Consider the following 21,105-nt stretch of genomic DNA (forward strand, 5'->3'; position numbering starts at 1 on the left):
TTACTACAAACATAACCTACCATGTCAAACAAGAAAAAGCCGCTTGACGGCCTCTTCGCCCAGCTCCAGGATATCAAGGATGGCTCCGGCAAGCTGCTGAACACGGTCCTCTTCTCGAAGAACGGCAATCCGTCCGTCATCATCGAGATAGAGAACCCCGTGCAGCAGTATGCCACAGACGCTGTGCAATATGTCGCCTTCACTGACGTGCTGAACAACATCGTCCAGACCCTCGGTGAGGGCTATGCCCTGCAGAAGCAGGACGTGCTGTGCCGACAGAGCTACCACCACGATATCACCGACGATATGGAGTTCCTCACGCGCAGCTACTTCAGCTACTTCAATGATCGACCCTATACCGAGATACGCACCTACCTTATCATCACGCAGGAGACCGTCAAGTCCGCCTTCGTGAAGTACGACCCCAAGACATGGCTCGACTTCCATACCAAGGTCAGCAAGGTCACGGACATCCTCAAGGAGCGCGGCATTTGGCACAGAAAGCTCACCAAGGACGAGGTCAACGAGTACCTCCACCGCTTCATGGCCTTCCACTTCAAGGACGGCCCCTTCTCGATGCAGAGCTTCAAGGCCGGTGACGACTGCCTGAAGATGGGTGACAAGGTAGTCAAGTCCTTCGACATCGTCGACGTGGACGAGATTGACCTGCCCTCGCTGATAAAACCCTACCAGCCCGTGGCCGTCAACGGCTACGTCATCGCCACCGACCTGCTGGCCTTCCTCAGTGAGATTCCCGACACCGAATGTGTCATATACAACCAAGTCATCCAAATCCCCCAGCAGCGCAAGCTCCTCCGCAAGCTCCAGTCCAAGGCCAAGCGCCACGGCTCCATGCCCGACCCCAGCAACAAGATTGCCAAGGCCGACATCGAGACCGTCCTCGACGTGCTCGCACAGGACAGCAAGCTGCTCGTCTATACCAACTTCAACCTGCTGGTGAGCTGCAAGGCTGATAAGCTGACACCCGTGACCAGCTACATCGAGACCAAGCTCTACGAGTGCGGTATCTTTGCGTCAAAGTCGGCTTATAACCAGTTGGAGCTCTTCATGGACTCCTTCCCCGGCAACGCCTACTCGTTCAACCCCGATTACGACCTCTTCCTGACGCTCAACGACGCAGCCCTCTGCCTTTTCTTCAAGGAACATCTGAAGCACAGCGAGGACACACCGCTGAAGACCTACTACACCGACCGCCAGGGCCTGCCCGTCTGCATCGACATCACCGGCAAGGAAGGCAGGGTGAAGATGACCGACAACGCCAATTTCTTTTGCATCGGCCCAAGCGGAAGCGGTAAGTCGTTCCACATGAACAGCGTCGTCCGCCAGCTCCTGGAGCAGAACACCGATGTGGTGATGGTTGACACGGGTGACAGCTACGAGGGTATATGCCGATATTTCAAAGGCACTTACATCACCTACTCCAAGGAGAAACCCATCTCTATGAACCCGTTCAAGATTACAGATACAGAGTATGCCCAGAACTTCGGTGAGAAGAAGAACTTCCTCAAGTCGCTCATCTTCCTCATCTTCAAGGGCAGCGAGGCACCCACGAAGATAGAGGACAAGATCATCAACCAGACCATCGTCGAGTACTACGAGTCGTACTTCACCCCCTTCAAGGAGTTCACCGATGCCGAGCGCGACCAGCTCCGCAAGCGTCTGCTCTTAGAAGATAAGAAGAATGGCACATATGAAAAGCACAGCAAGGAACTCGAAGAAAAATACAAACATACAGAATATGAAACAGACCTTCCAACCTCCGAAGATCCATCTGCCTTTAGCGGACAGGATAATGAACACGGTTCTCTCCATACTGCTGATGGCAGTCGTGTGGCCAGTGATGGTCCTTTACATACTGCTGAGGAGAAGGAAGCCTACGCACGAATCCAGCGGAAGGTGAACAAGCTCCACGACCTCATCAACGACAAGGCCGCCACCGACGGTGAGAAAGTAGCCGCCAACCGCCAGCTCATGCGCCTCATGCCCCAGCTCATCGAGGGCAACTACCTCGTCACCATTGAGCAGCGCATCGACCGCATGGAGAAGCAGCGGCAGAAGATGCACGTGGTCAACCTCAGCTTCAACAGCTACTACGAGTTCGCCATCGAGCGCATCCCGCAGATTATGAGAGAAAAGAGTATCACCTTCGACATTGACAACTTCGCCGCCATATTGGAGCAGTTCTATAAGGGCGGAGAACTCGAACACACGCTGAACAACGATGTTGATGCCAGCCTCTTCGACGAGAAGTTCATTGTCTTCGAGATTGACAAGATCAAGGACGACCCCGTTCTGTTCCCCATCGTCGTGCTCATCATCATGGACGTGTTCCTGCAGAAGATGCGCATCAAGAAAGGGCGCAAGGCACTCATCATCGAAGAGGCATGGAAAGCCATCAGCTCACCGACTATGGCGGAATACATCAAGTACCTTTATAAGACAGTGAGAAAGTTCCACGGCATAGCAGGAGTAGTAACCCAGGAGTTGAATGACGTGATAGACTCGCCTATCGTGAAGGAAGCCATCATCAACAACTCTGACGTGAAAATCCTCCTCGACCAGTCTAAGTTCAAGGACAGATACGATGCTATCAGTGCCATCCTCGGACTGACACAGGTGCAGAAGCAGCAGATCTTCACCGTCAATGCCCTGAACAACCACGAGGGAAGAAATTACTTCAAGGAGGTGTGGATATGCCGTGGCCAGTACTCCGATGTCTATGGCGTTGAGGAACCACCCGAATGCTACTGGGCCTACACCACGGAACGTGCCGAGAAAGAGGCTTTGAAAGTCTATGAGCGTCACTACGGAGACATCCAGACCGCCATCACGAAAATTGAGGAAGACCGCAAGAAGTTGGGCATAAAGAAGTATCTTGACTTCGCGGTCAAAGTGAACAAACAACAGAAAATCATGCCACTATGGGAAAAAACAGACTGATAATGCAGACAAAGCCAAAAGGCAGTCTCAATCATAGCAACCACCGCTATGTCATCACAGCTGCCATGCTTCTCCTTGCCACAAGTCAGGCCTTTGCCGGATGGCGTGTGGTCTATGACCCTTGGACGACCGGGCAGGTCAGTGCCAACACCACCGCCCAGAAGCTTATCGAGAACAAGCACAACGAGCGGCTCGACACCATCTCTGAAAAGCAGAAGAAGATATTGCAGTACACTGCCACGATGGAGGGCATCAAGGAACTCTACCATCTGACGATGACCAATGTCCGCGGCTTCGGAGAGGAGTCGGCCTACTACAAGGAAATTTTTCTCCTAAGTGCCGACATCCTCTCCGGCATCCCCACGGTAACAAAGTACATCGCCTCGAACCCCGTGAAGAACTACGTCCTCTGTCTGAACGAGCTCGCCGACATTGTAATTGAGACCGAAGGACTCATCCATGACTTCATCGACGTAGTGAACAACGGCAAGATAAAATTGCCCGACAATCCCATCATCCGCCAGAAGATACCCAACGGCGGCGGACGCTACAATATGGGCCAGGGTGACGGTTACAACTTCATGGACCGCTACACCCGTCTGACGCTGGCCAATAAAATCTACTCCCGTCTGTTGGAGATGAAGTACAAGATGGACGTGATGGTGATGATGTGCCAGTTCGGAACGTGGGGCGAGGTGTTCTTTGCCATCGACCCTGAGAGCTGGGCTTCCGTCTATCAGGCCAGCAACATGGTGGATGGCATCATCAACGACTGGAATAACTTTGGAACATAATAGCTATGAAGTACCATACCATTATAATCTGCATCCTGGCCGTCGCCATCCTCTACCCCTCGAAAGCCCATGCCTTCGACTACCCCAACGACCAGCCGACCATCGAGGCACTCATCTCGTTGCACAAGCTCATCAAGAAGGAAGAGGAGAAGGCACTGGAGAAGGTGGCGGCAAGCTATGGCGAGCAGAGCCTTGTCACCAAGGGCGCAACGAAGTTCAACGACGTGCGCATGACCTTGAACTCCAAGCTCAACAACGCCTACAGCTACGTCATCCTTGGTACGGCACTGGCATCGACGGGCACCGACCTCTACAGGCTCATTGATACGTATGCCAAGTTCACGAAGAACACAGCGAAGTACGCTTTCAAGAAGCCTGCCGTGGCATGGTACTATACCGAGGCCAACTTCGCCTGTGCAAGAGAAGTCAAGAATATCAAGCGGATGTATGCGACCCTCACCGCCAGCGGTCTGAACGTGATGCGTGCCAGCATGGACGAGAAACTGGAGCTCGTCAATACCCTCCACAGCTACATCTCCAACATGCTCGGCATTATTGACTCTGCCAACCTCTGGTGCAGCATCGTTGTCATGGGCGGCTTCCACTACGACTATATCTGGGACATCCTCAACAGCGATGTGAAAGATGAGATAGCCACAAAGGTCATTGACAAGTGGTACGGAGCATAATCGCTTCGAAACAACAAACCAACTACCAGTTTAATATCAATGTAAAACGAGTAAACCATCAAAACGACAATACCATGAGACACATACTTTCTTCCCTAATTGTTTGTATAGCTCTCGCTTTCCCCAACGGGGAATGCGGGAGCGCTTATGCCCAGAAGGTCGTCCACGACAAGCAGAAGGAAAAGCAGTGGCGGAGCATGGAGACCGGTCCCTGGGACTTCGCTCCTGACTGGTACTACTACTTCCTCCACAAGAAATACTCCGGTGCCGAGACCTACTGGAAGTGGTCGGGCTTCAAGTCCGGCTACCGTGTCCGCTTCAAGGAGCACAAGTCCAATGTCAAGACCATCATGCCCCGTCGTGTGGCACAGGAAGAGACACAGAAGGAGAAAATCAAGAAAGTCGAGGAAGAACGTGAAAAAGTCAAGGAGATGCACGACGAGGAAGTGATCCGTGCCGCCGACCGCAATGTTGACCTCGTCTATCACTCCTTCAAGGACGACTTTACACGTATGCAGAAGTCCATCACCGAGGGTCTCACCTACTGCCTTACGAAGAGCAAGGGCAAGATGGCCCCACAGGTCAGCGAGCTCCAGCGTCAGAACGACATGATCTGCCAGTCCATCGCCTACACCCACAAGCAGGGCATTGGCAATGAGCTTGAAAACTCCAAACGGCAGGAAGCCTACATAGAGTACAAGAAGCAGATGGAACAGATTGTCTCCCGTGTGGCACACCTTGTCGGGATGGCACAGCAATACTACTAAAAGGTAAAAAGGTAAAGAGGTAAAAATCAAAACATTATGCAGAATTAATCAAGTAGAATACCATGATAGACTTACAATTATCTTCACTATTCATCAACCAGCTGCTGACAATGGGACTCCCTGCCATCGACGACAGTCTGATGCGCCTACTGACGGCCATGGAGACCTTCCCCAAGTCCGCTGTCCTCGGCAGTGCCATCAGCTTTGCCAAGATGCTCGGCCTGCTGCTCGCCCTTTGCATGGGTTCCTACGAGTGCTGGATGATGATGCTCGGCCGTCGTGGTATGGACGTGATGAAGCTCGCCCGTATCATCGGCCTGTCCCTGTGTATCACCTACAGCAGCTACATCTGCGAGTCGCTCAAGATGCCCGGCAAGGGACTGGAGGAGGTAACACGGCAGATGGCACAGAGCAAGAACAAGGAAGTGGCGGCACTGGAGCTCAAGGTCGCCCAAAAGCAGGACGACTACCTCAAACGCCTCCGGCAGGTGCAGGACAGCATCGAGACCGCCAAGCAGGTGCAGGCCATCGGTGAGGACGCACACTGGTGGGACAAATTAATCTACAACATGGAGAACCTCGGCTCCACCATCAACAACTACGCCCAGCGTGCCGCCGTAGCCGCAGAGACCAAGGTCAGCGAGTGGATCAATGACGTGATACGGTTCGTCGGCGAGCTCATCTTCCAGATGTCCTACTACGGCATGCTCGTCGCCCAGCGCATCTTCATGACCATCCTCGCCACCTTTGCGCCCATCATGTTTGCTCTCAGTATCGTACCGCCCTGGAGCAACGCCTGGGCCCAGTGGATGGGCAAGTACCTGTCGCTTTCCCTATGGGGATTTGTCGTGTACTTTTGCCTATACTACATCGACTTCATCCTGATGTACAACCTCATGGAAGACATCAAGGCCTACGACACCCTATTGAGAGGAACTGTTAACTCATGGCAGCAGATAGGCGCGTTGGGCTTGCAGGGCATCGGCTCCAACTGTATGTATGCCATGGGCATGCTCGTGGGTGCCTACGTCCTCCGCTTCGTGCCCGAAGTAGCCTCGTGGCTCATCCCCGGCGGTATCAGCTCCAGCGCAGGAACGGCTTCCGGCAGCATGGCACAGACCCTCGTCTTCGGCGGTGCAAGCTATGCGATGGGTGCGGCAACCACGACGGCAGCGGCAGGGGCGGCAGTAGCCACCGGCACGGCCTCCATCATCGGCGCGGCACAGCAGTCGCACAGCGATGGTGGCAGCGGCTTCAACCAGACTGCCCGTACCATCATGGCACAGACCGGACTTGGAGCCTCCTACAGCCGTGGCGCTGACTCGGCCCGTAGTATAAATAATGTGGGCAAGTCCGACTCCAACTACAAGCCCGGAGGAGCAGAGGGAAGTTAGGAGTGAGAAGTAAGGAGTTAGGAGTTGTCGAGCCAACGCGAGGCAGCTTCTCAACTCCACAAATTTCTAATTCCTATCTCCTAACTCAAAGAAACTCCTAACTTCTAATTCCTAACTTCTAACTCACATAGCGTTATGTTGATACAATCCTTAGAACAAAAAACCAAACTGGCACTTGCAACCGTCATCCTCACGTTGGCGGCTTGCACTGCCATCTGCATCTTCACTGTCTATCAGAGCTCGAAGCTTGTCAGTGAGGAGCGCAGCCAAATATACATTCTCGACGGTGACATCCCCTTCCTCGCCGAGCGAAGCTTACAGGAAGCCAACTTCGTGATGGAAGCCAAGGCGCATATCCAACTTTTCCATCAGTACTTCTTCAACCTGCCTCCCGACAACGATTACATCAAGTGGACGCTCGGCAAGGCCCTCTACATGGCTGACGGAACGGCGATGAAGCAGAAACAGGCCATGGAAGAGAACGGCTTCTACTCGGATATTATATCAAGCAGTGCCGTCTGCACCATCAAGTGCGACTCCATCCAGTTCAACGATCATGAGAAAAAATTCAAGTACTTCGGCACGCAGCTCATCAAGCGCCGAAGCCGTGACCTGAAACGCTCCATCATCACCGTGGGCGAGATAGAGAACGTGCCGAGGACACAAAACAATCCACACGGACTGCTCATCATAAACTGGAGAACACTCGAAAACAAAGATTTAGACTACTAAAGACCCTCCCCGGCCCTTCCTAAAAGAGAGGGGGAAAGAATACAGAAATAAATTATCAAAAGAAAAAGCTATGAAGATATTTAAACGCACCAAGGCCAAGAAGGATGCCAAGATAGCGGAAGGCATCAAGTCGCTGACAGACAAGTTCAAGCTCAAGGACAAGATAGCGAAAGCCAACCAATGGGCAGACAAGCACAAGAAGAGAGTGTCCGTCATCACCATCAGCATGCTCATGCTCTCACTCATCGTTGGCAGCTGGCTCACGCTGACCAGCACCTACAACGAGGCTGACATGATGTCTGGTCTGTCAGACGTGAAGCCTGCCTTCGACGGCATCCGCCGCATCCAGCGTCTGAAGTCCATGCAGGTGGACCAGACCGTGGAGCTCACCAACAAGGGCCAGCAGCTCAAGCACGACCTCGATTCCCTCATCCGTCTGCCCATCAAAAGCCACAAGGACTCCGTGGACATCATGGTGAAGTACCGCCAGTTGGAACTCGTGGTAAAGTATCTCGACAACAAGCAATAAACGCAAAACAATAAAAAACACATGATATGGACTTACAGAAACTCAAGCGTCTGAACCTCAGACAACCCAAGTACATTTTCCCTTTGGTCATCTTCCTGCCCCTGCTGGGACTCATATACTTTGGCATGGAGACTTTCAAGGGCAACGGCAAGACTGCCAAAAACGTAGTCACCGACTCCATCAACATGAGCCTTCCCGAAGCACGCAGTGAGGGCGTGGACGACAAGATGACGGCCATGAACAAACGCTTTGCCGAGGGCGGAGCCTTCACCGCCGTCGACGGCATCGGCGACGAGTACGAACAGAAGGACACTACCGGCAGCGGCTACAATGACAGGGAGCGGCAGGACATTGATGCGGTCAACGCCGAGCGTCTCCGTCAAATGAAAGCCGAACAGGACCTCCGCGAGCGCCAGCAGGCCAACATGAACCGCATCAACGGCTATGGCAACAGCTATGGAGGCAATGGCTATGGCAATCGCAGCTATGGCAGCGGACGCACCCAGCAGGACGACCTCAACGACTATGCCCGTGAACTGGAACGCATCCAGAACCGCAGCATGGACCGCCAGCGCCGCTACTATGCCGAGCAGGAACAGCGCGACAAGGAAGAGGAAGCCGAAGAGAGACGGCAGCAACAAGAAATGATCGACGCACTCACAGGAAACACGAAAAAGAAAAACAAGAAAGAAGAGAAGACCGAGGTCGTCGAGAAAGTCAAGGAGGACAACAGCGAGAAGTTCAACACCGTGGCCAGTACCGAGAATGTCGATGAGCCGCTTATCAAGGCTATGATTGACAAGACCACCAAGGCTCGTGAGGGCACAAGACTTCGCTTCAAACTGCTCGATGACGTAACCGTCAAGGGCATCCGCCTCAAGAAGGGTTCATACCTCTACGGCATCGTCACGGGCTTCGGACAGCAGCGTGTCATGGCCAACATCACGAGCATCCTTGTCGGCAACAAGTTCATAAAGGTTAATCTAAGCGTCTTCGACAATGACGGCATGGAGGGCTTCTATGTCCCCGAGTCCACGTTCCGAGAGATGATGAAGGATGCAGGCTCCAATGTCGCCGCTCAGAACATCCAGTTCGATGTGAACAGTACTGGCGGCGTGTCGCCGGAGATTATCGCATTGCAAGCCCTGCAGAACATGTACCAGTCTGCCAGCTCCGCCGTGTCGAAGAACATCCGCAAGAATAAAGCCAAAATCAAGTACAACACCATTGTCTATCTTATAAACACACAGCAAGAATAAGGCCTCACCCCCCTTCCCCCTCCCTCGTAGGGAGGGGAGTAAAATGCCTCAAGCGTTCAGAAACCATTTCAATAACAACAATACCAAATCCATTATGAATATGAAAACGATACTTCTTACACTCGCACTTATTTTTTCAATGACCATCCATGCTGCACAGCCCGATACGGTAAAGGTCCGCTACATCCACCGTCTCACGGAGGACGATGCACGTATCTTCGAGAACAACCTCCAGAAGACCGTCATCTACGTCAACGATCAGGTGACCACCCATCTCATCATGCCGGAGAACATCAAGCTCGTGGACATCTCCACAGACAAGCTCGTCGGCAACCAGTGCGCCGACAACATCGTCCGACTGAAACCCAAGTCTACGTTGATGGACAACGAACTGGCGGGAACGGTAACTGTCATCGGCGAGCGACACATCGCTCAGTTCACCGTCTATTACACTAAAGCCCCCAAGCGTGCCCACTCCGTCTATACCGTCGGCCAGGAGGACATCCGCGACTACACCAACCCGGAGGTGAGCATGACGCAGGGCGACATGTCCCGTCTCTGCTGGTCCATTTTCATGAGCCGCCGCAAGTGCTTCCGTGTGCACGGCAAGCAGTACGGCATCCGTGCGCAAGTGAACAACATCTACACTGTCGGCGACTACTTCTTCATCGACTTCTCGTTGCAGAACAAGAGCAACATCAAGTACGACATCGCCGAGATCCGACTGAAGCTGATGGACAAGAAAGAGCTCAAAGCCACGAACTCACAGACCATTGAGCTCACGCCGGTGTATATGGTCAACCATGCCGACCACTTCACCAAGTCCTACCGCAATGTCATCGTCCTCAAGAAGCTCACCTTCCCTGAAGAGAAGAAGCTCCGCCTTGAAATCACCGAGGACCAGATAAGCGGCCGCGTCAGCTATCTCGACATTAACTACCGTGACATCCTCAATGCTGACAGCTTTGCGCCGGAATTGCTGATAAACTTGCAATAGAGTATTTCAAAGGCTAAGCAAATATGCTGTCTTGATGCGTGGCAGATGCCAATGAAATCTGCGACAAATGCCAACGACATGCATGGCAAATGCCAGTGATGTCGTTGGCAAATGCTTTGCATCAACAATCCGGCCGCGTGAAACTCCTAACTTCTATTTCCTAACTCCTAACTCCTTAAAACCGTGGAAGAAACCCGTGAACAGCAACAGATGTACAACATGTTCCGCTCGTGCATCTACCTGATACTGATTGTAGAGATTGTGATGAACCTACCCGTCACGACCTCCAACTCCATGATTGTCTTTGTGCTCGATGTGTTCCACCGCTTCAAGGTCTTTGACTCTGTGGCTACCTGTAAGGTGATGGAGCTCATCTGCATCACCGTTACCTGCATTGGAACGAAAGCACGGAAGAGCCTGAAATGGAATCTCAAGACCATGGTGCTCTATCCTGTCCTCGCCGGAGCTACCATGATAGTCCTGTGCTTCGTCTTCTACGGCATGTCCCTCAACGGCGCTTTTGCCGGTTATCCCCTCAACCGCTGTCTCTATGTCCTCTGTTCCGTAGTCGGTACGATGCTCATCCACCAGGGCTTTGATGCCATCGCGCAGTACTTGGGCATGAAGATTGGTGATGATAAATGGAATTTCGACAATGAGAGCTTCGAGCAGAGCCGTAACAAGGAAGAGAATGAGTACAGCGTCAATATCCCCATGGTCTATTACTACAAAAAGAAACTGAACCACGGCTGGATCAACATCATCAACCCTTTCCGTGCCACCATCGTCTTGGGTACGCCCGGCTCTGGTAAGTCATTCGGCATCATCGACCCGTTCATCCGCCAGCACAGTGCCAAGGGCTTTGCCATGATGGTCTACGACTATAAGTTCCCGGCATTGGCCCGCAACCTCTTCTACCAGTACTGCAAAAACCGCAAGCAGGGCACGCTTCCCAAGAACTGCGGCTTCCGCATCGTCAACTTCACCGATGTGGAGTACAGCAACCGTGTGAACCCCATCCAGCGGAAGTATATCCCAGACCTTGCAGCCGCCTCTGAGACAGCAGCAACGCTTCTATCATCCCTCAACAAAGGCGGTGGCGAGAAGAAAGGCGGCTCCGAGGCCTTCTTCCAGAACTCCGCCGAGAACTTCCTTGCCGCCATCATTTACTTCTTTGTCAACTTCCATCCGACTGGCTACAAGAACGGCAGGAAGCTTACCCGCTATGTCGAGTATGACGGCAGAAAACTGAAACTCGTCACAAGGAAGTGGCGCGACTATAAGGCTTTGGACGAACGGGGCAACGTAGTCCTTGACTTCACCGACCGAGAGAGCAACAATGTCTCCACCGATGCCGACGGCATGTTCGTCGACCTCAACGGCTTCAGCTACCTTGACCGCAACCAAAAGGAAATCACCATCACTCGCAGTTGGTACGAGGACGAGCGCGGTAACGAGGTGGAGCCCGACACCATCACCGGCGAATACTCTGATATGCCTCATGTGCTCAGCTTCTTGGGTCGTAGCTATAGCGAAGTATTCGACATACTGATGGACGACCCCAAAATCATGTCACTGATGGCACCGTTCCAAAGTGCCTATAAGAACAAAGCCAACGACCAATTGGAAGGTATGGTGGGTACGCTACGTGTCAATGCCGCCCGTCTTGTTTCCCCAGAGGCATACTGGGTGTTCACCGGCGACGACTTTGACTTGAAGATATCCGACAGGAACAGTCCCAGCTATCTTGTCATCGCCAACGACCCCGAAAAGGAACAGGTCATCGGCTCGCTCAATGCCCTTATCCTCAACCGACTTGTCACACGCATCAACAGCAAGGGTAACCTGCCCGTGAGCATCATCGTCGATGAGCTGCCCACGCTCTACTTCCACAAGATAGACCGCCTTATCGGTACGGCACGAAGCAATAAGGTGGCTGTCACCCTCGGTTTTCAGGAACTCCCCCAGTTGGAGGCCGACTACGGCAAGAACGGTATGCAGAAGATCATCACCACCTGCGGCAACATCTTCATGGGTGCGGCACGCAACAAAGAGACTTTGGAGTGGGCACAGAACGATGTCTTCGGCAAGGCCAAACAGACAAGTAAGTCCATCACCATCAACGACTCAAAGGTCAGCACCTCCATCAGCGAGAAGATGGACAACCTCGTTCCAGCCGCCAAGATTGCCGACATGGCCACCGGTTGGCTCGCAGGACAGGCTGCCCGCGACTTCACACCCACGGAGCGCAGCTCCTTTAGCGGCATCAACCTTGAGGAAAGCCCTGAGTTCAAGACCACGAAGTATTTTTGCAAGACCAACTTCAATATGGCAGAGATCAAGAAAGAAGAAGCTCAATACGTTGACCTCCCCAAGATCTACGCCTTCAAGGATGCCCGTCAGAAGGAAGTCATGCTCAACCGCAACTTTGCTCGAGTGAACCGTGAGATAGACGAAATGATAAAGAGCCTGCTCAACTCTCAGTAAGTTATCACAAGTGATTAAGCATCAATAGGGATATTCTCTCAATCTGTAGGGAATATCCCATTGTTTTTTGCCAAATTATCATTACCTTTGTACCATACATCAACAACGTATCTTATGAACAAAATCATTACGCTTATCATGTGTGTGGCTTTCTCCGCCACGATGTCAGGACAGACAGTAAAAGTAGAAGACCGTGTCAAGACACTTGAAGGAGATGTAAAGACCCTGAAGGGTCAAGTTGAAACGCAGAACGGTCAGATAGCCTCAATGCAGTCTCGTCTTAATGAGCTTGCAGACATAAATGCTGAGTATAAGAAAGCATTGGACATCAAGCAGACCTTGAACACTACCGATGTGGACGGCTATCAGTATGGTTTCGTATCGGCTGTTGGAGATAAGACTACAGGGAAGTTAGTCGTAACATTAAACTTATTCAATCCAGGCGAAAGTAGAGAAAAGCAGATGCAACAAGCCCAAATCTCTGATTATGTCGGCAATGCTTACGCAACTTATGAATACAAATTTGGAAATCTGGAAAATGCAAGACCCACCATTGACAGCAATACCACTATAAGGCTGAAATTTCACTTTGCTGATGTATCGACTGAAACAAAGCGGATAGCATCGCTCACGGTAAAAGCCTATTCATCAACATGGGGAAATAAGGACATGTCGTTCAACTTCCGCGACCTTCCAGTGGAATGGAAGTGACACAGCTATACAAGTTGCCCGCAAGAGAGAAGCAGAAGATAATCATTGGCTTCCTGCCTATGAAAAAGCCTTACCGCTCTCATCGGGCAACTTTCTTCTAAATTCAAGTTTTGTATGCAACTAATGTACAACAACGAATAACAATATATACGTGGATTCTCCTAAAAACTCTGATAAATCCACATAATTGATTCTTACATTCGACTATCTGTAGTCTTCTTGATTATCATTCCTAAGTATTTTCGGAATATGGGATGCATAGCATTACCTGGGCTGTCGGGAAACATCAGAGATTCTGCTTCATTTGCGGGAATCCACTTGGCATTGTTCACCTCACTTGAGAGTCTAAGTGGTTGCTTCTTGCATAGTCCTATGAAGCCAATCATTAGTTGGTCACGCTTTGGGAAATAGTAAGTTCCTGCAAAATCTAAGGAATCAAGGTCTATACCTAACTCTTCCTTTACTTCTCTCATTGCTGTAGATTCGGCATTCTCACCCGGCTGTATAAAACCTGATACATAGCTGTAGTACTGAGTGGAAAGATAGTTTTGCCGAAGCATGGCTATCTCTTGCAACTCATTAGCCACAAGGATGATAACACACGTAGAAAAGCCATCGAACCAATATTTGGCACAATGCTCGCAGTAAGGGACACCACCATCGTCACCTGCTTCTTTCAGTGTAAGCTTGCTTCCGCAAGTTGGACAATATTTATAATGCATATTATATCTTATTCTTTATTTTCTAAAAACGCCTCGATAGCCTTCCAGTCAAGCAGATTGTCATCGAGCCCATTGTTTTCTATATCTTTAGCCAAATCATATCGTAATCGTCAAATGATAGTTCAATATCCTTCATATCTTCCTATGATAATGATGTGGTCTGTCCACAAAGTTACGAATAAACTTTGATATACCTATCTTATTTGTCGGTATTTATTTCAATATGTGCACTTTCAAAAGTCATTGGTATTCAGTCAGAGAGTTGCGGATACTTCTCCAAGAGCTTGTTCATCAGCACATCAAGATTGTCGCCCAAGTCACGGGAGTAGTCAATAGGCACAAATACCTCATGTGCCGGCATCTTCACTCCCAACATGTTCAACGCCTCATGATAGACGACAGGGAGATGGATGTCGCCAAAGGCGAAGGCAAATTTGCCACCGCGAGCTGTAAAATCGCTTATTTCTTGTTTGAACGTAGTCTTGTCCATTATCTGTTTTCCATTTGTGGACTACAAAAGTACAATTGTTTTCTTGAATGCCCAATAATTTCCGTACTTTTGTATAATAGTTATGAAGCTGCGCGCGGTCATAGAGCGGATTACGTATCAGAATGGTGAGAACGCCTATTCGATACTGAAGGCACGGGTGAAGGGGTATGACGACCTCGTCACCCTGGTCGGCAACATGCTTGACGTGACCGTGGGCACCGTACTTGTCGCCGACGGCCAGTGGAAAGTCAACCGGCAATACGGCAGCCAGTTTGTCGTCGAGAGCTACGAGGAAGCCATGCCCGCCACGCTCTTCGGACTGGAGAAGTACCTTGGCAGCGGACTTGTCAAAGGCATCGGGCCAAAGTTCTCCAAACTCATCGTAGCCAAATTCGGAATGGACACCTTCGACATCATCGAGAAGGACTGTCAGCGGCTTGGCGAGGTGGACGGTATCGGTCCTAAGCGCATCAAGAAGATCCACGACTCGTGGATGAAGCAACTCGACATCAAGGATGTGATGGTCTTCCTCCAGGGCAACGGTGTCAGCACCGCCTATGCTGCAAAGATCTACAAGGCCTACGGCAAGGAGAGCATTGACAAGGTGAAGCAGAATCCCTACTGCCTTGCCGACGACATCTGGGGCATCGGCTTCAAGACCGCTGACTCCATCGCTGCGAAGATGGGCTATGGCAAGAATGACGAGCGACGGTGTCGCAGTGGCATCCTCTATACCCTCAACCAACTCGCTAACGAAGGCCATGTCTATGCCAACCGTGACCAACTCTTGGAAGCTGGAGTGAAATTGTTGGAAGCCGACAAAGCATCCATCGAGTCCGCCCTCGACAAGATGATAACTGATGAGGACCTGAAGACCGAAGACAAGGCCATCTATCTTCCGCCATTCTATTTCAGTGAGGTGGGCACAGCCAACAAGCTCAAGGCCCTCTTGACTACCCGACAGCAGAAGATGTTCGAGAAAGAGCCCGACATTGCGGCTATCAGCAAGAAGACTGGCATCAATTATGATGACCTTCAGGCCGAAGCCATTCGTACCGCTGTCCATAACAAGGTGATGGTGCTCACGGGCGGACCCGGTACTGGAAAGACCACTACCGAGGACGGTATCATCGCAGCCTTCAAGGAGATGGGACTTCACATTCTCCTTGCCGCACCTACCGGCCGTGCCGCCAAGCGCATGACTGAGGCCACAGGCATGGAGGCCAAGACCATCCACCGGCTGTTGGAGTTCAACCCTGCTGAGGGCTACAAGCGCAATGACGAAAACCCGTTGGAGGGTGACGCGCTCATCATCGACGAGTGTTCAATGATCGATATTATTCTGATGAACTCCCTCTTGAAAGCTGTTCCTGCCGACATGCGTCTGCTGCTCATCGGTGATGTGGACCAGTTGCCGAGCGTCGGTGCTGGCAACGTGCTTAGAGATATTATCGACTCGGGTGTCGTCCCCGTGGTACGCCTCACCCGCATCTTCCGCCAGGCACAGACCAGCCGCATCATCATGAATGCTCACGCCATAAACGACGGACGGATGCCCGACATCCGCAACGGCAAACAGTCCGACTTCTTCTTCATGGAGTGTGAGGAGCCGGAGCAGATAGCCTCAACCATCGTCGATTTGGTCAGCCAACGACTGCCCAAGGCCTACAACATACCGCGAAGCAGCATCCAAGTACTCACGCCCATGCAGCGCAGTGCCATCGGAGCCAACAGTCTGAACATGTCCATTCAGCAGCGAGTCAATCCCACCGGCAGCGGCCTCTCACGTGCCGGATTCGTGTTCCGCAAAGGCGACCGTGTGCTGCAACTAAAGAACGACTACACCAAGGAAGTATTCAACGGTGACATAGGACTTATCACCGCCGTCAACATGGAGGACCGCACACTGACGGTCAGCTTCGACGGCAAGGAAGTGGAATACGAGTCCACCGAGCTTGACGAGCTCAGTCTTGCATACGCCACGACCATCCACAAGAGCCAGGGCAGTGAATATCCCATCGTTGTCATTCCCGTCCACTTCACAAACTATGTCATGCTCCAGCGTAACCTCATCTACACCGCTGTCACCCGTGCCAAGAAAGTCTGCGTCGTCATCGGTCAGCGTCGTGCCCTATGGTATGCCGTCAGCCACGTCACCGTTACCGAGCGCAACACACGGCTCAAGGAACGGTTGCAGGGCAAGACCATTCCGTTGAGCTATACACGGCAAGACGAAGAGAGTCAGACGGATATAGCGGCCGAGAATGGGCCTACAACAAAATAGCGAACCATGCAATACGAGGATATTTGGCAGATACAGGACGAGATAACGTCAGCGGTTAACTCCCTTGGCTATTCCCTATGGGACTTGCACTACGAGCGCCCGTCCTTCTCCTTCCACTTAGAGTTGAATGAACATCTACCCGACGATGCTCTCTCGTTTTTCTGCTCTCAGATGCCACTGCCAACTGACTATGACGGAGAAGGTAGTATTGGCTCACTATTCGTATTGTACCCATAAAAAATAAGAAGATTAAGGATACTTCATATTCATGGATACAGCTCAAAAAGATGGACAAACATGGATAAAAGAAAAAGTTGCAGGAATCAGAGAACACCAGTACCTTTGTAATCGTAACACTAAATATAATGGATATGAAGGAAACTGTTTCTACGATACTTCATTTAGCTCGTCGATGTAGGCAAGGCGTTCCGCTTGCGTGTTTGTAGTTGCGTCTAAGCATGGAAAAGCAAAATTATATTTTGCTCATAAAAACAGGACTGTTACAAATATTTTTATTAAATTTGCAACAAATGCCTATCTTATAAACAGAGCTTAAACCTACTTAGTAGTGCAACTATCTAATAATAAGCGAGTATCAGCTCTGTAGATAAAGGAAGGCTGTAAAACACATAAAGGAACATTCAACCATAAAAAGGTCATCCAAGATATAGATGGAGCCTCAATTTTAAAATATGGAAGCAAAACATGAACCAAATGTAGGTGCACAGCAACTGGTACTTGACGAAGACCAGCTGGTATGTATGCTCACCAACAAAGTTTACAAGGCAACTGAAAAGGAGCAGACTTTGCAGTCAATGATTGCAATGATGATTGACGAATATGGTTTTGACCCTGGTGATATGGAGCGCGATTTCAAAATGCAATATGAAGATCCAGACACTGAAAAAATGAAGTCTCAAAAGGTTGACCTTGTCGTCTTTGAAGCAGGTCGGACACACGACTCTGCCAATGTTATTCGCATCGTCATCGTCGCCAAAAATGCGAAAGTGAAGGCTGATGATAATAAGAACGGTCTCCATCCCTCTCTAGATAGCTTGCTCAACTATTCTGACTGCGAATTCGGCTGTTGGACCAATGGTGAGGACTTGCGTTATCTCCATTCTTTTGAGAATGATTCTTTGCAGCCTGATACCGAAGAACTCACTGATTTTCCTGCAGTCGACCAAACTCTTGAAGACCTTGAGCAGGCTGGCGACCGTGCTATGCCCCGTACTCCGGCTAATGAATCACTCGTAAAAACTTTCAAACGCTGTCACGATTATATTTACGGCAATGAAGGACATAAAAAAGATGCCTTTTGGGAGCTACTCAATTTGATCTTTTGCAAACTTTATGACGAAAAGTGCATACAAGAGCAATCACGAAAAGGTGAGAGTTACCATCGTCGTTTTTGGGTGGGAGTGAAGGAACTCAACACCCCAGAGGGACAGCACCAAGTAGCGGAACGTATCAAAGGTATTTTTGAAGATCTTAAGACCAGTAAACTCTTTCAGGATGTTTTTGATGGGGATGAAGCTATTCATCTTTCTGACCGTGGAGTGGCAGCTGTAGCAGGTGAATTGTCAAAATACTCTTTCACTGATGCAACAGTAGATGTAAAAGGTACTGCTTACGAGACGATTGTAGGAACTACGCTCAAACGTGAAGCTGGACAATTCTTCACTCCGCGTAATGAGGTTCATTGCATGGTGGAGATGCTTGACCCCACTGAGGATGACCGTGTCGTGGACATTGCCTGCGGTACTGCTGGATTCATAGTTGGTGTTCTTGACCATGTACGTCATAAGATTGCCAAGAGACTCTACCCTAATCTCGACGAATTACATTTGAAGCTGAAACTTAATAGTCCAGATGTCAACGAAGAAACTCGCAAGTATGCCGAGAACATGCTCTTTGGTTTTGATTTCGACCCAGACCTAAAGAAGGCAGCACGTATGAATATGATTATGGCTGGCGATGGTCATTCTAATATTTTCAATATAAATTCACTGGAATATCCCCAAGGCTCGCTGCCCGATGTTCCAAAGGTGGCGGAATCTGTTAATCATAGCATCGCCAACAGCAAAGATAAAGATTTTCCTTTTGAGACTTCTTCCGATAATGCCCAGGGCAAATTCGATATGATTTTCATGAATCCTCCTTTCGGATCAAAAGTAAAGGTTGCTTCTGCAATTGCTGCCAAATATGAATTAAATAGTAATGCACCAGAAGTTTTGTTTATTGAATGTGCTTATAACTTTCTAAAGCCAGGAGGCAAATTAGCTATAATTCTCCCTGATGGTATTCTTAGCAATCCGAATACGGAAGATGTTAGAATTTGGATTCTTCAACATTTTAAGCTCCTAGCTTCTGTAGACATGCCTGTTGAAACTTTTCTCCCACAGGTTGGAGTGCAATCTTCTATTTTGTTCTTGCAAAAGAAAACTGCGAAAGAACAATTGGTTTCTATCAACGAGGAAGATTACGATGTCTTTATGGCAATTGTTGAGAAAGTAGGTAAGGACAGAAGAGGTATTCCTATCTACAAAAGAGATGATGATGGTGCAGAAATTTTGTTCGATGATGTTAAGCGTTCTATCGTCATTGCACCAAATGGTCGTGAGATAACTCGTGTTCGATTTGAACGTCAGCGTCATCTTGACGATGATTTACCTGATGTAGCAGCTGCATACAAAAAATTCAAGGAAGGAAAAGTATGATTATAGGAAATAAACATTGTAGTTCATTAGTAAAGAACAACAAATTCAGCCCTTCTTTTTTCTTAAATGAAGGAAGAGCTACATTTGATTATCTGGAAAATGCCCACAAAATTGTAGGACATATTTCAGACATTACAAATAATGTGTTTCGTCCTGGAATTTTCAAAAGGGTTTTTGTTGCGAGTTTAGAACATGGTTCACCATACATTACTGCCCAAGCAATGATGAGCCAGGATCCTTTAGCATCATCTAAAATCTTGTCAAACAAATTAACTGAAAATATTGATTTTATGCGGCTACCTTTGCATTCAATATTAGTCAGTTGCGCTGGAACAGTGGGGAATGTTAGATTAATTGACAATACAATTGCAGGGGTTGTAGGCTCTCAAGATATTATAAGGGTAATTCCCAAAGAGAATAATTTTGGATTTGTTTATGCTTATTTATCAACATCCTTGGTTTACCAATATCTTCAGTCGTGTATTTATGGTTCTGTGGTTCCAAGAATAGAACCCGATGTGGTAGCAAATATTCCATTGGTAGCTGTATCTGAGGATATAAAAAACTCTTCAAATGAACTGATATCAGACTCCATTAGATTAAGGGAAGAATCAACTGAGGAATTAACCAAGGCTAGAAAACTTCTAAAATTTAAAGCAAATCTCAGGGATTTGCAAGCTGAGGATTACGACTATTATGGGCCAAGTGCTCCAAATAGGAAAGTTTCTTGCTTCAAGATCAATAAGAAAAAGATAAACTCTACCACTATTAATGCATTTAATCTCTCAGAGAGAATTCGTAAGACTAAGTCCTTAATATCTTGCCCAACCAAGCCTTTGAAAGATATTCTCTCGAACGGAGAAACATTTTCTACGGGGGCTTTTCCACGAGTTGACGTTGGAAAAGATCATGGAGTTATGCTTATTAACCAGAAGGATATATTTGATTCTATTATTAAAGGTAAATATATTTCAAAGCGGGGAGTAAAACTTGATAATCTTGTAGAATACGGAGAAGTTATAATTGCGGGTGTCGGTACTTTAGGAGAAAGTGAAACATTCTGTCGTGCATTATTCGCTAATGAGGATTTGGTGGGGCAACTTGTCTCAGGCGAGTTTATTCGAATGAAGACGAATAACGAAGTCCCATCTGGTTACTTATTCGCTTGGCTATCCACAGATTATGGCTTTCGATTCCTAAGAAATATACAAGCAGGAACAAAGCTCTGTCGTCCTATACCGCGGCTTGTGAGAGAAATTCCCGTTCCCATTCTTGATAAGGACATAATGTCAGAAATTGATTCTAAGGTCAGAGATGCATACACTAAGCGCCATAAGGCGAATGTCTATGAACTTAAGGCTATTTCCATGGTCGAAAACGAGATTGAGAAGTGGAACAAAGCCAATTAAACGTCAAGCAACGTCGTTGTCATTTTGGAAAATGGCTGGTTTGATGAGGCGAAACCATAGCTTTCAAGAGGCCAAAAGGCTGCTTTGACGGTGCAGGAAGGGTGTGATCAATTTTGTAAGCTTATAGCAAAAGATCAGGTACTACGTAGCGAAGCATCAT

Annotated in this window: 17 protein-coding genes; 15 read left to right on the forward strand and 2 right to left on the reverse strand. The window is 49.2% G+C overall.

The features are described from left to right. Window positions 1-21 precede the first annotated feature (21 nt). From FYJ73_RS02905 to FYJ73_RS02955, 11 genes are all read left to right on the forward strand, one after another. Window positions 22-2,961, forward strand: a complete 2,940-nt coding sequence (locus FYJ73_RS02905; protein ID WP_154533218.1) for a TraG family conjugative transposon ATPase — start codon at window positions 22-24, stop codon at window positions 2,959-2,961. Between the two features lie 2 nt (window positions 2,962-2,963). After that, window positions 2,964-3,755, forward strand: a complete 792-nt coding sequence (locus FYJ73_RS02910) for a hypothetical protein (RefSeq protein WP_235899196.1) — start codon at window positions 2,964-2,966, stop codon at window positions 3,753-3,755. 5 nt (window positions 3,756-3,760) lie between these two features. Then, on the forward strand, window positions 3,761-4,444 hold the full coding sequence (locus FYJ73_RS02915) for a hypothetical protein (protein WP_154533219.1): 684 nt from the start codon (window positions 3,761-3,763) through the stop codon (window positions 4,442-4,444). Between the two features lie 74 nt (window positions 4,445-4,518). Next, complete coding sequence (locus FYJ73_RS02920) at window positions 4,519-5,211, forward strand: DUF5045 domain-containing protein (RefSeq protein WP_154533220.1); 693 nt, start codon at window positions 4,519-4,521, stop codon at window positions 5,209-5,211. Between the two features lie 62 nt (window positions 5,212-5,273). Continuing rightward, window positions 5,274-6,605 (forward strand): TraJ family protein, encoded by a 1,332-nt coding sequence (locus tag FYJ73_RS02925; RefSeq protein ID WP_154533221.1) that lies wholly within the window; start codon window positions 5,274-5,276, stop codon window positions 6,603-6,605. Between the two features lie 135 nt (window positions 6,606-6,740). Next, the gene (traK, locus tag FYJ73_RS02930; RefSeq protein WP_154533222.1) at window positions 6,741-7,337 is read left to right on the forward strand and encodes a conjugative transposon protein TraK; all 597 of its coding nucleotides are present in this window, start codon (window positions 6,741-6,743) and stop codon (window positions 7,335-7,337) included. A 70-nt stretch (window positions 7,338-7,407) separates the two neighbouring features. Then, complete coding sequence (locus FYJ73_RS02935) at window positions 7,408-7,866, forward strand: hypothetical protein (protein WP_154533223.1); 459 nt, start codon at window positions 7,408-7,410, stop codon at window positions 7,864-7,866. 26 nt (window positions 7,867-7,892) lie between these two features. After that, window positions 7,893-9,125 carry a conjugative transposon protein TraM gene (traM, locus tag FYJ73_RS02940; RefSeq protein ID WP_154533224.1) on the forward strand — a complete coding sequence of 411 codons (1,233 nt, stop codon included), beginning with the start codon at window positions 7,893-7,895 and terminating at the stop codon, window positions 9,123-9,125. A gap of 94 nt (window positions 9,126-9,219) precedes the next feature. Beyond that, window positions 9,220-10,122 carry a conjugative transposon protein TraN gene (traN, locus tag FYJ73_RS02945; RefSeq protein ID WP_154533225.1) on the forward strand — a complete coding sequence of 301 codons (903 nt, stop codon included), beginning with the start codon at window positions 9,220-9,222 and terminating at the stop codon, window positions 10,120-10,122. Between the two features lie 210 nt (window positions 10,123-10,332). Continuing rightward, window positions 10,333-12,609, forward strand: a complete 2,277-nt coding sequence (locus FYJ73_RS02950) for a type IV secretory system conjugative DNA transfer family protein (protein WP_154533297.1) — start codon at window positions 10,333-10,335, stop codon at window positions 12,607-12,609. A gap of 114 nt (window positions 12,610-12,723) precedes the next feature. Then, a complete protein-coding gene (locus FYJ73_RS02955; protein WP_154533226.1) occupies window positions 12,724-13,320 on the forward strand; it encodes a hypothetical protein in 597 nt (198 codons plus the stop codon). A 194-nt stretch (window positions 13,321-13,514) separates the two neighbouring features. On the opposite strand, the gene FYJ73_RS02960 is transcribed toward FYJ73_RS02955, so the two are convergent. Together FYJ73_RS02960 and FYJ73_RS02965 are read right to left on the reverse strand one after the other, a co-directional pair. Continuing rightward, complete coding sequence (locus FYJ73_RS02960; protein ID WP_154533227.1) at window positions 13,515-14,042, reverse strand: NAD(+) diphosphatase; 528 nt, start codon at window positions 14,040-14,042, stop codon at window positions 13,515-13,517. A gap of 250 nt (window positions 14,043-14,292) precedes the next feature. Continuing rightward, on the reverse strand, window positions 14,293-14,532 hold the full coding sequence (locus tag FYJ73_RS02965) for a hypothetical protein (protein WP_154533228.1): 240 nt from the start codon (window positions 14,530-14,532) through the stop codon (window positions 14,293-14,295). Window positions 14,533-14,614: 82 nt separating this feature from the next. Here FYJ73_RS02965 and recD2 point away from each other — a divergent pair, with 82 nt between their 5' ends. The 4 genes from recD2 to mads5 all read left to right on the forward strand — a co-directional run bounded on the left by recD2 (window position 14,615) and on the right by mads5 (window position 20,945). Further along, on the forward strand, window positions 14,615-16,816 hold the full coding sequence (gene recD2, locus FYJ73_RS02970; protein ID WP_154533229.1) for an SF1B family DNA helicase RecD2: 2,202 nt from the start codon (window positions 14,615-14,617) through the stop codon (window positions 16,814-16,816). Between the two features lie 6 nt (window positions 16,817-16,822). Then, window positions 16,823-17,053: a hypothetical protein gene (locus tag FYJ73_RS02975; protein WP_154533230.1), complete on the forward strand. Its 231-nt coding sequence runs from the start codon at window positions 16,823-16,825 to the stop codon at window positions 17,051-17,053. Window positions 17,054-17,508: 455 nt separating this feature from the next. Further along, window positions 17,509-19,536, forward strand: a complete 2,028-nt coding sequence (gene mads2, locus FYJ73_RS02980) for a methylation-associated defense system DNA methyltransferase MAD2 (protein WP_154533231.1) — start codon at window positions 17,509-17,511, stop codon at window positions 19,534-19,536. Continuing rightward, a complete protein-coding gene (mads5, locus tag FYJ73_RS02985) occupies window positions 19,533-20,945 on the forward strand; it encodes a methylation-associated defense system restriction endonuclease subunit S MAD5 (RefSeq protein WP_154533232.1) in 1,413 nt (470 codons plus the stop codon). Before mads2 ends, mads5 begins: the two co-directional genes overlap by 4 nt. The last annotated feature ends 160 nt before the right edge of the window (window positions 20,946-21,105 follow it).

The organism is Hallella mizrahii (genome assembly GCF_009695775.1).
Classification (GTDB): Bacteria; Bacteroidota; Bacteroidia; order Bacteroidales; family Bacteroidaceae; genus Prevotella; species Prevotella mizrahii.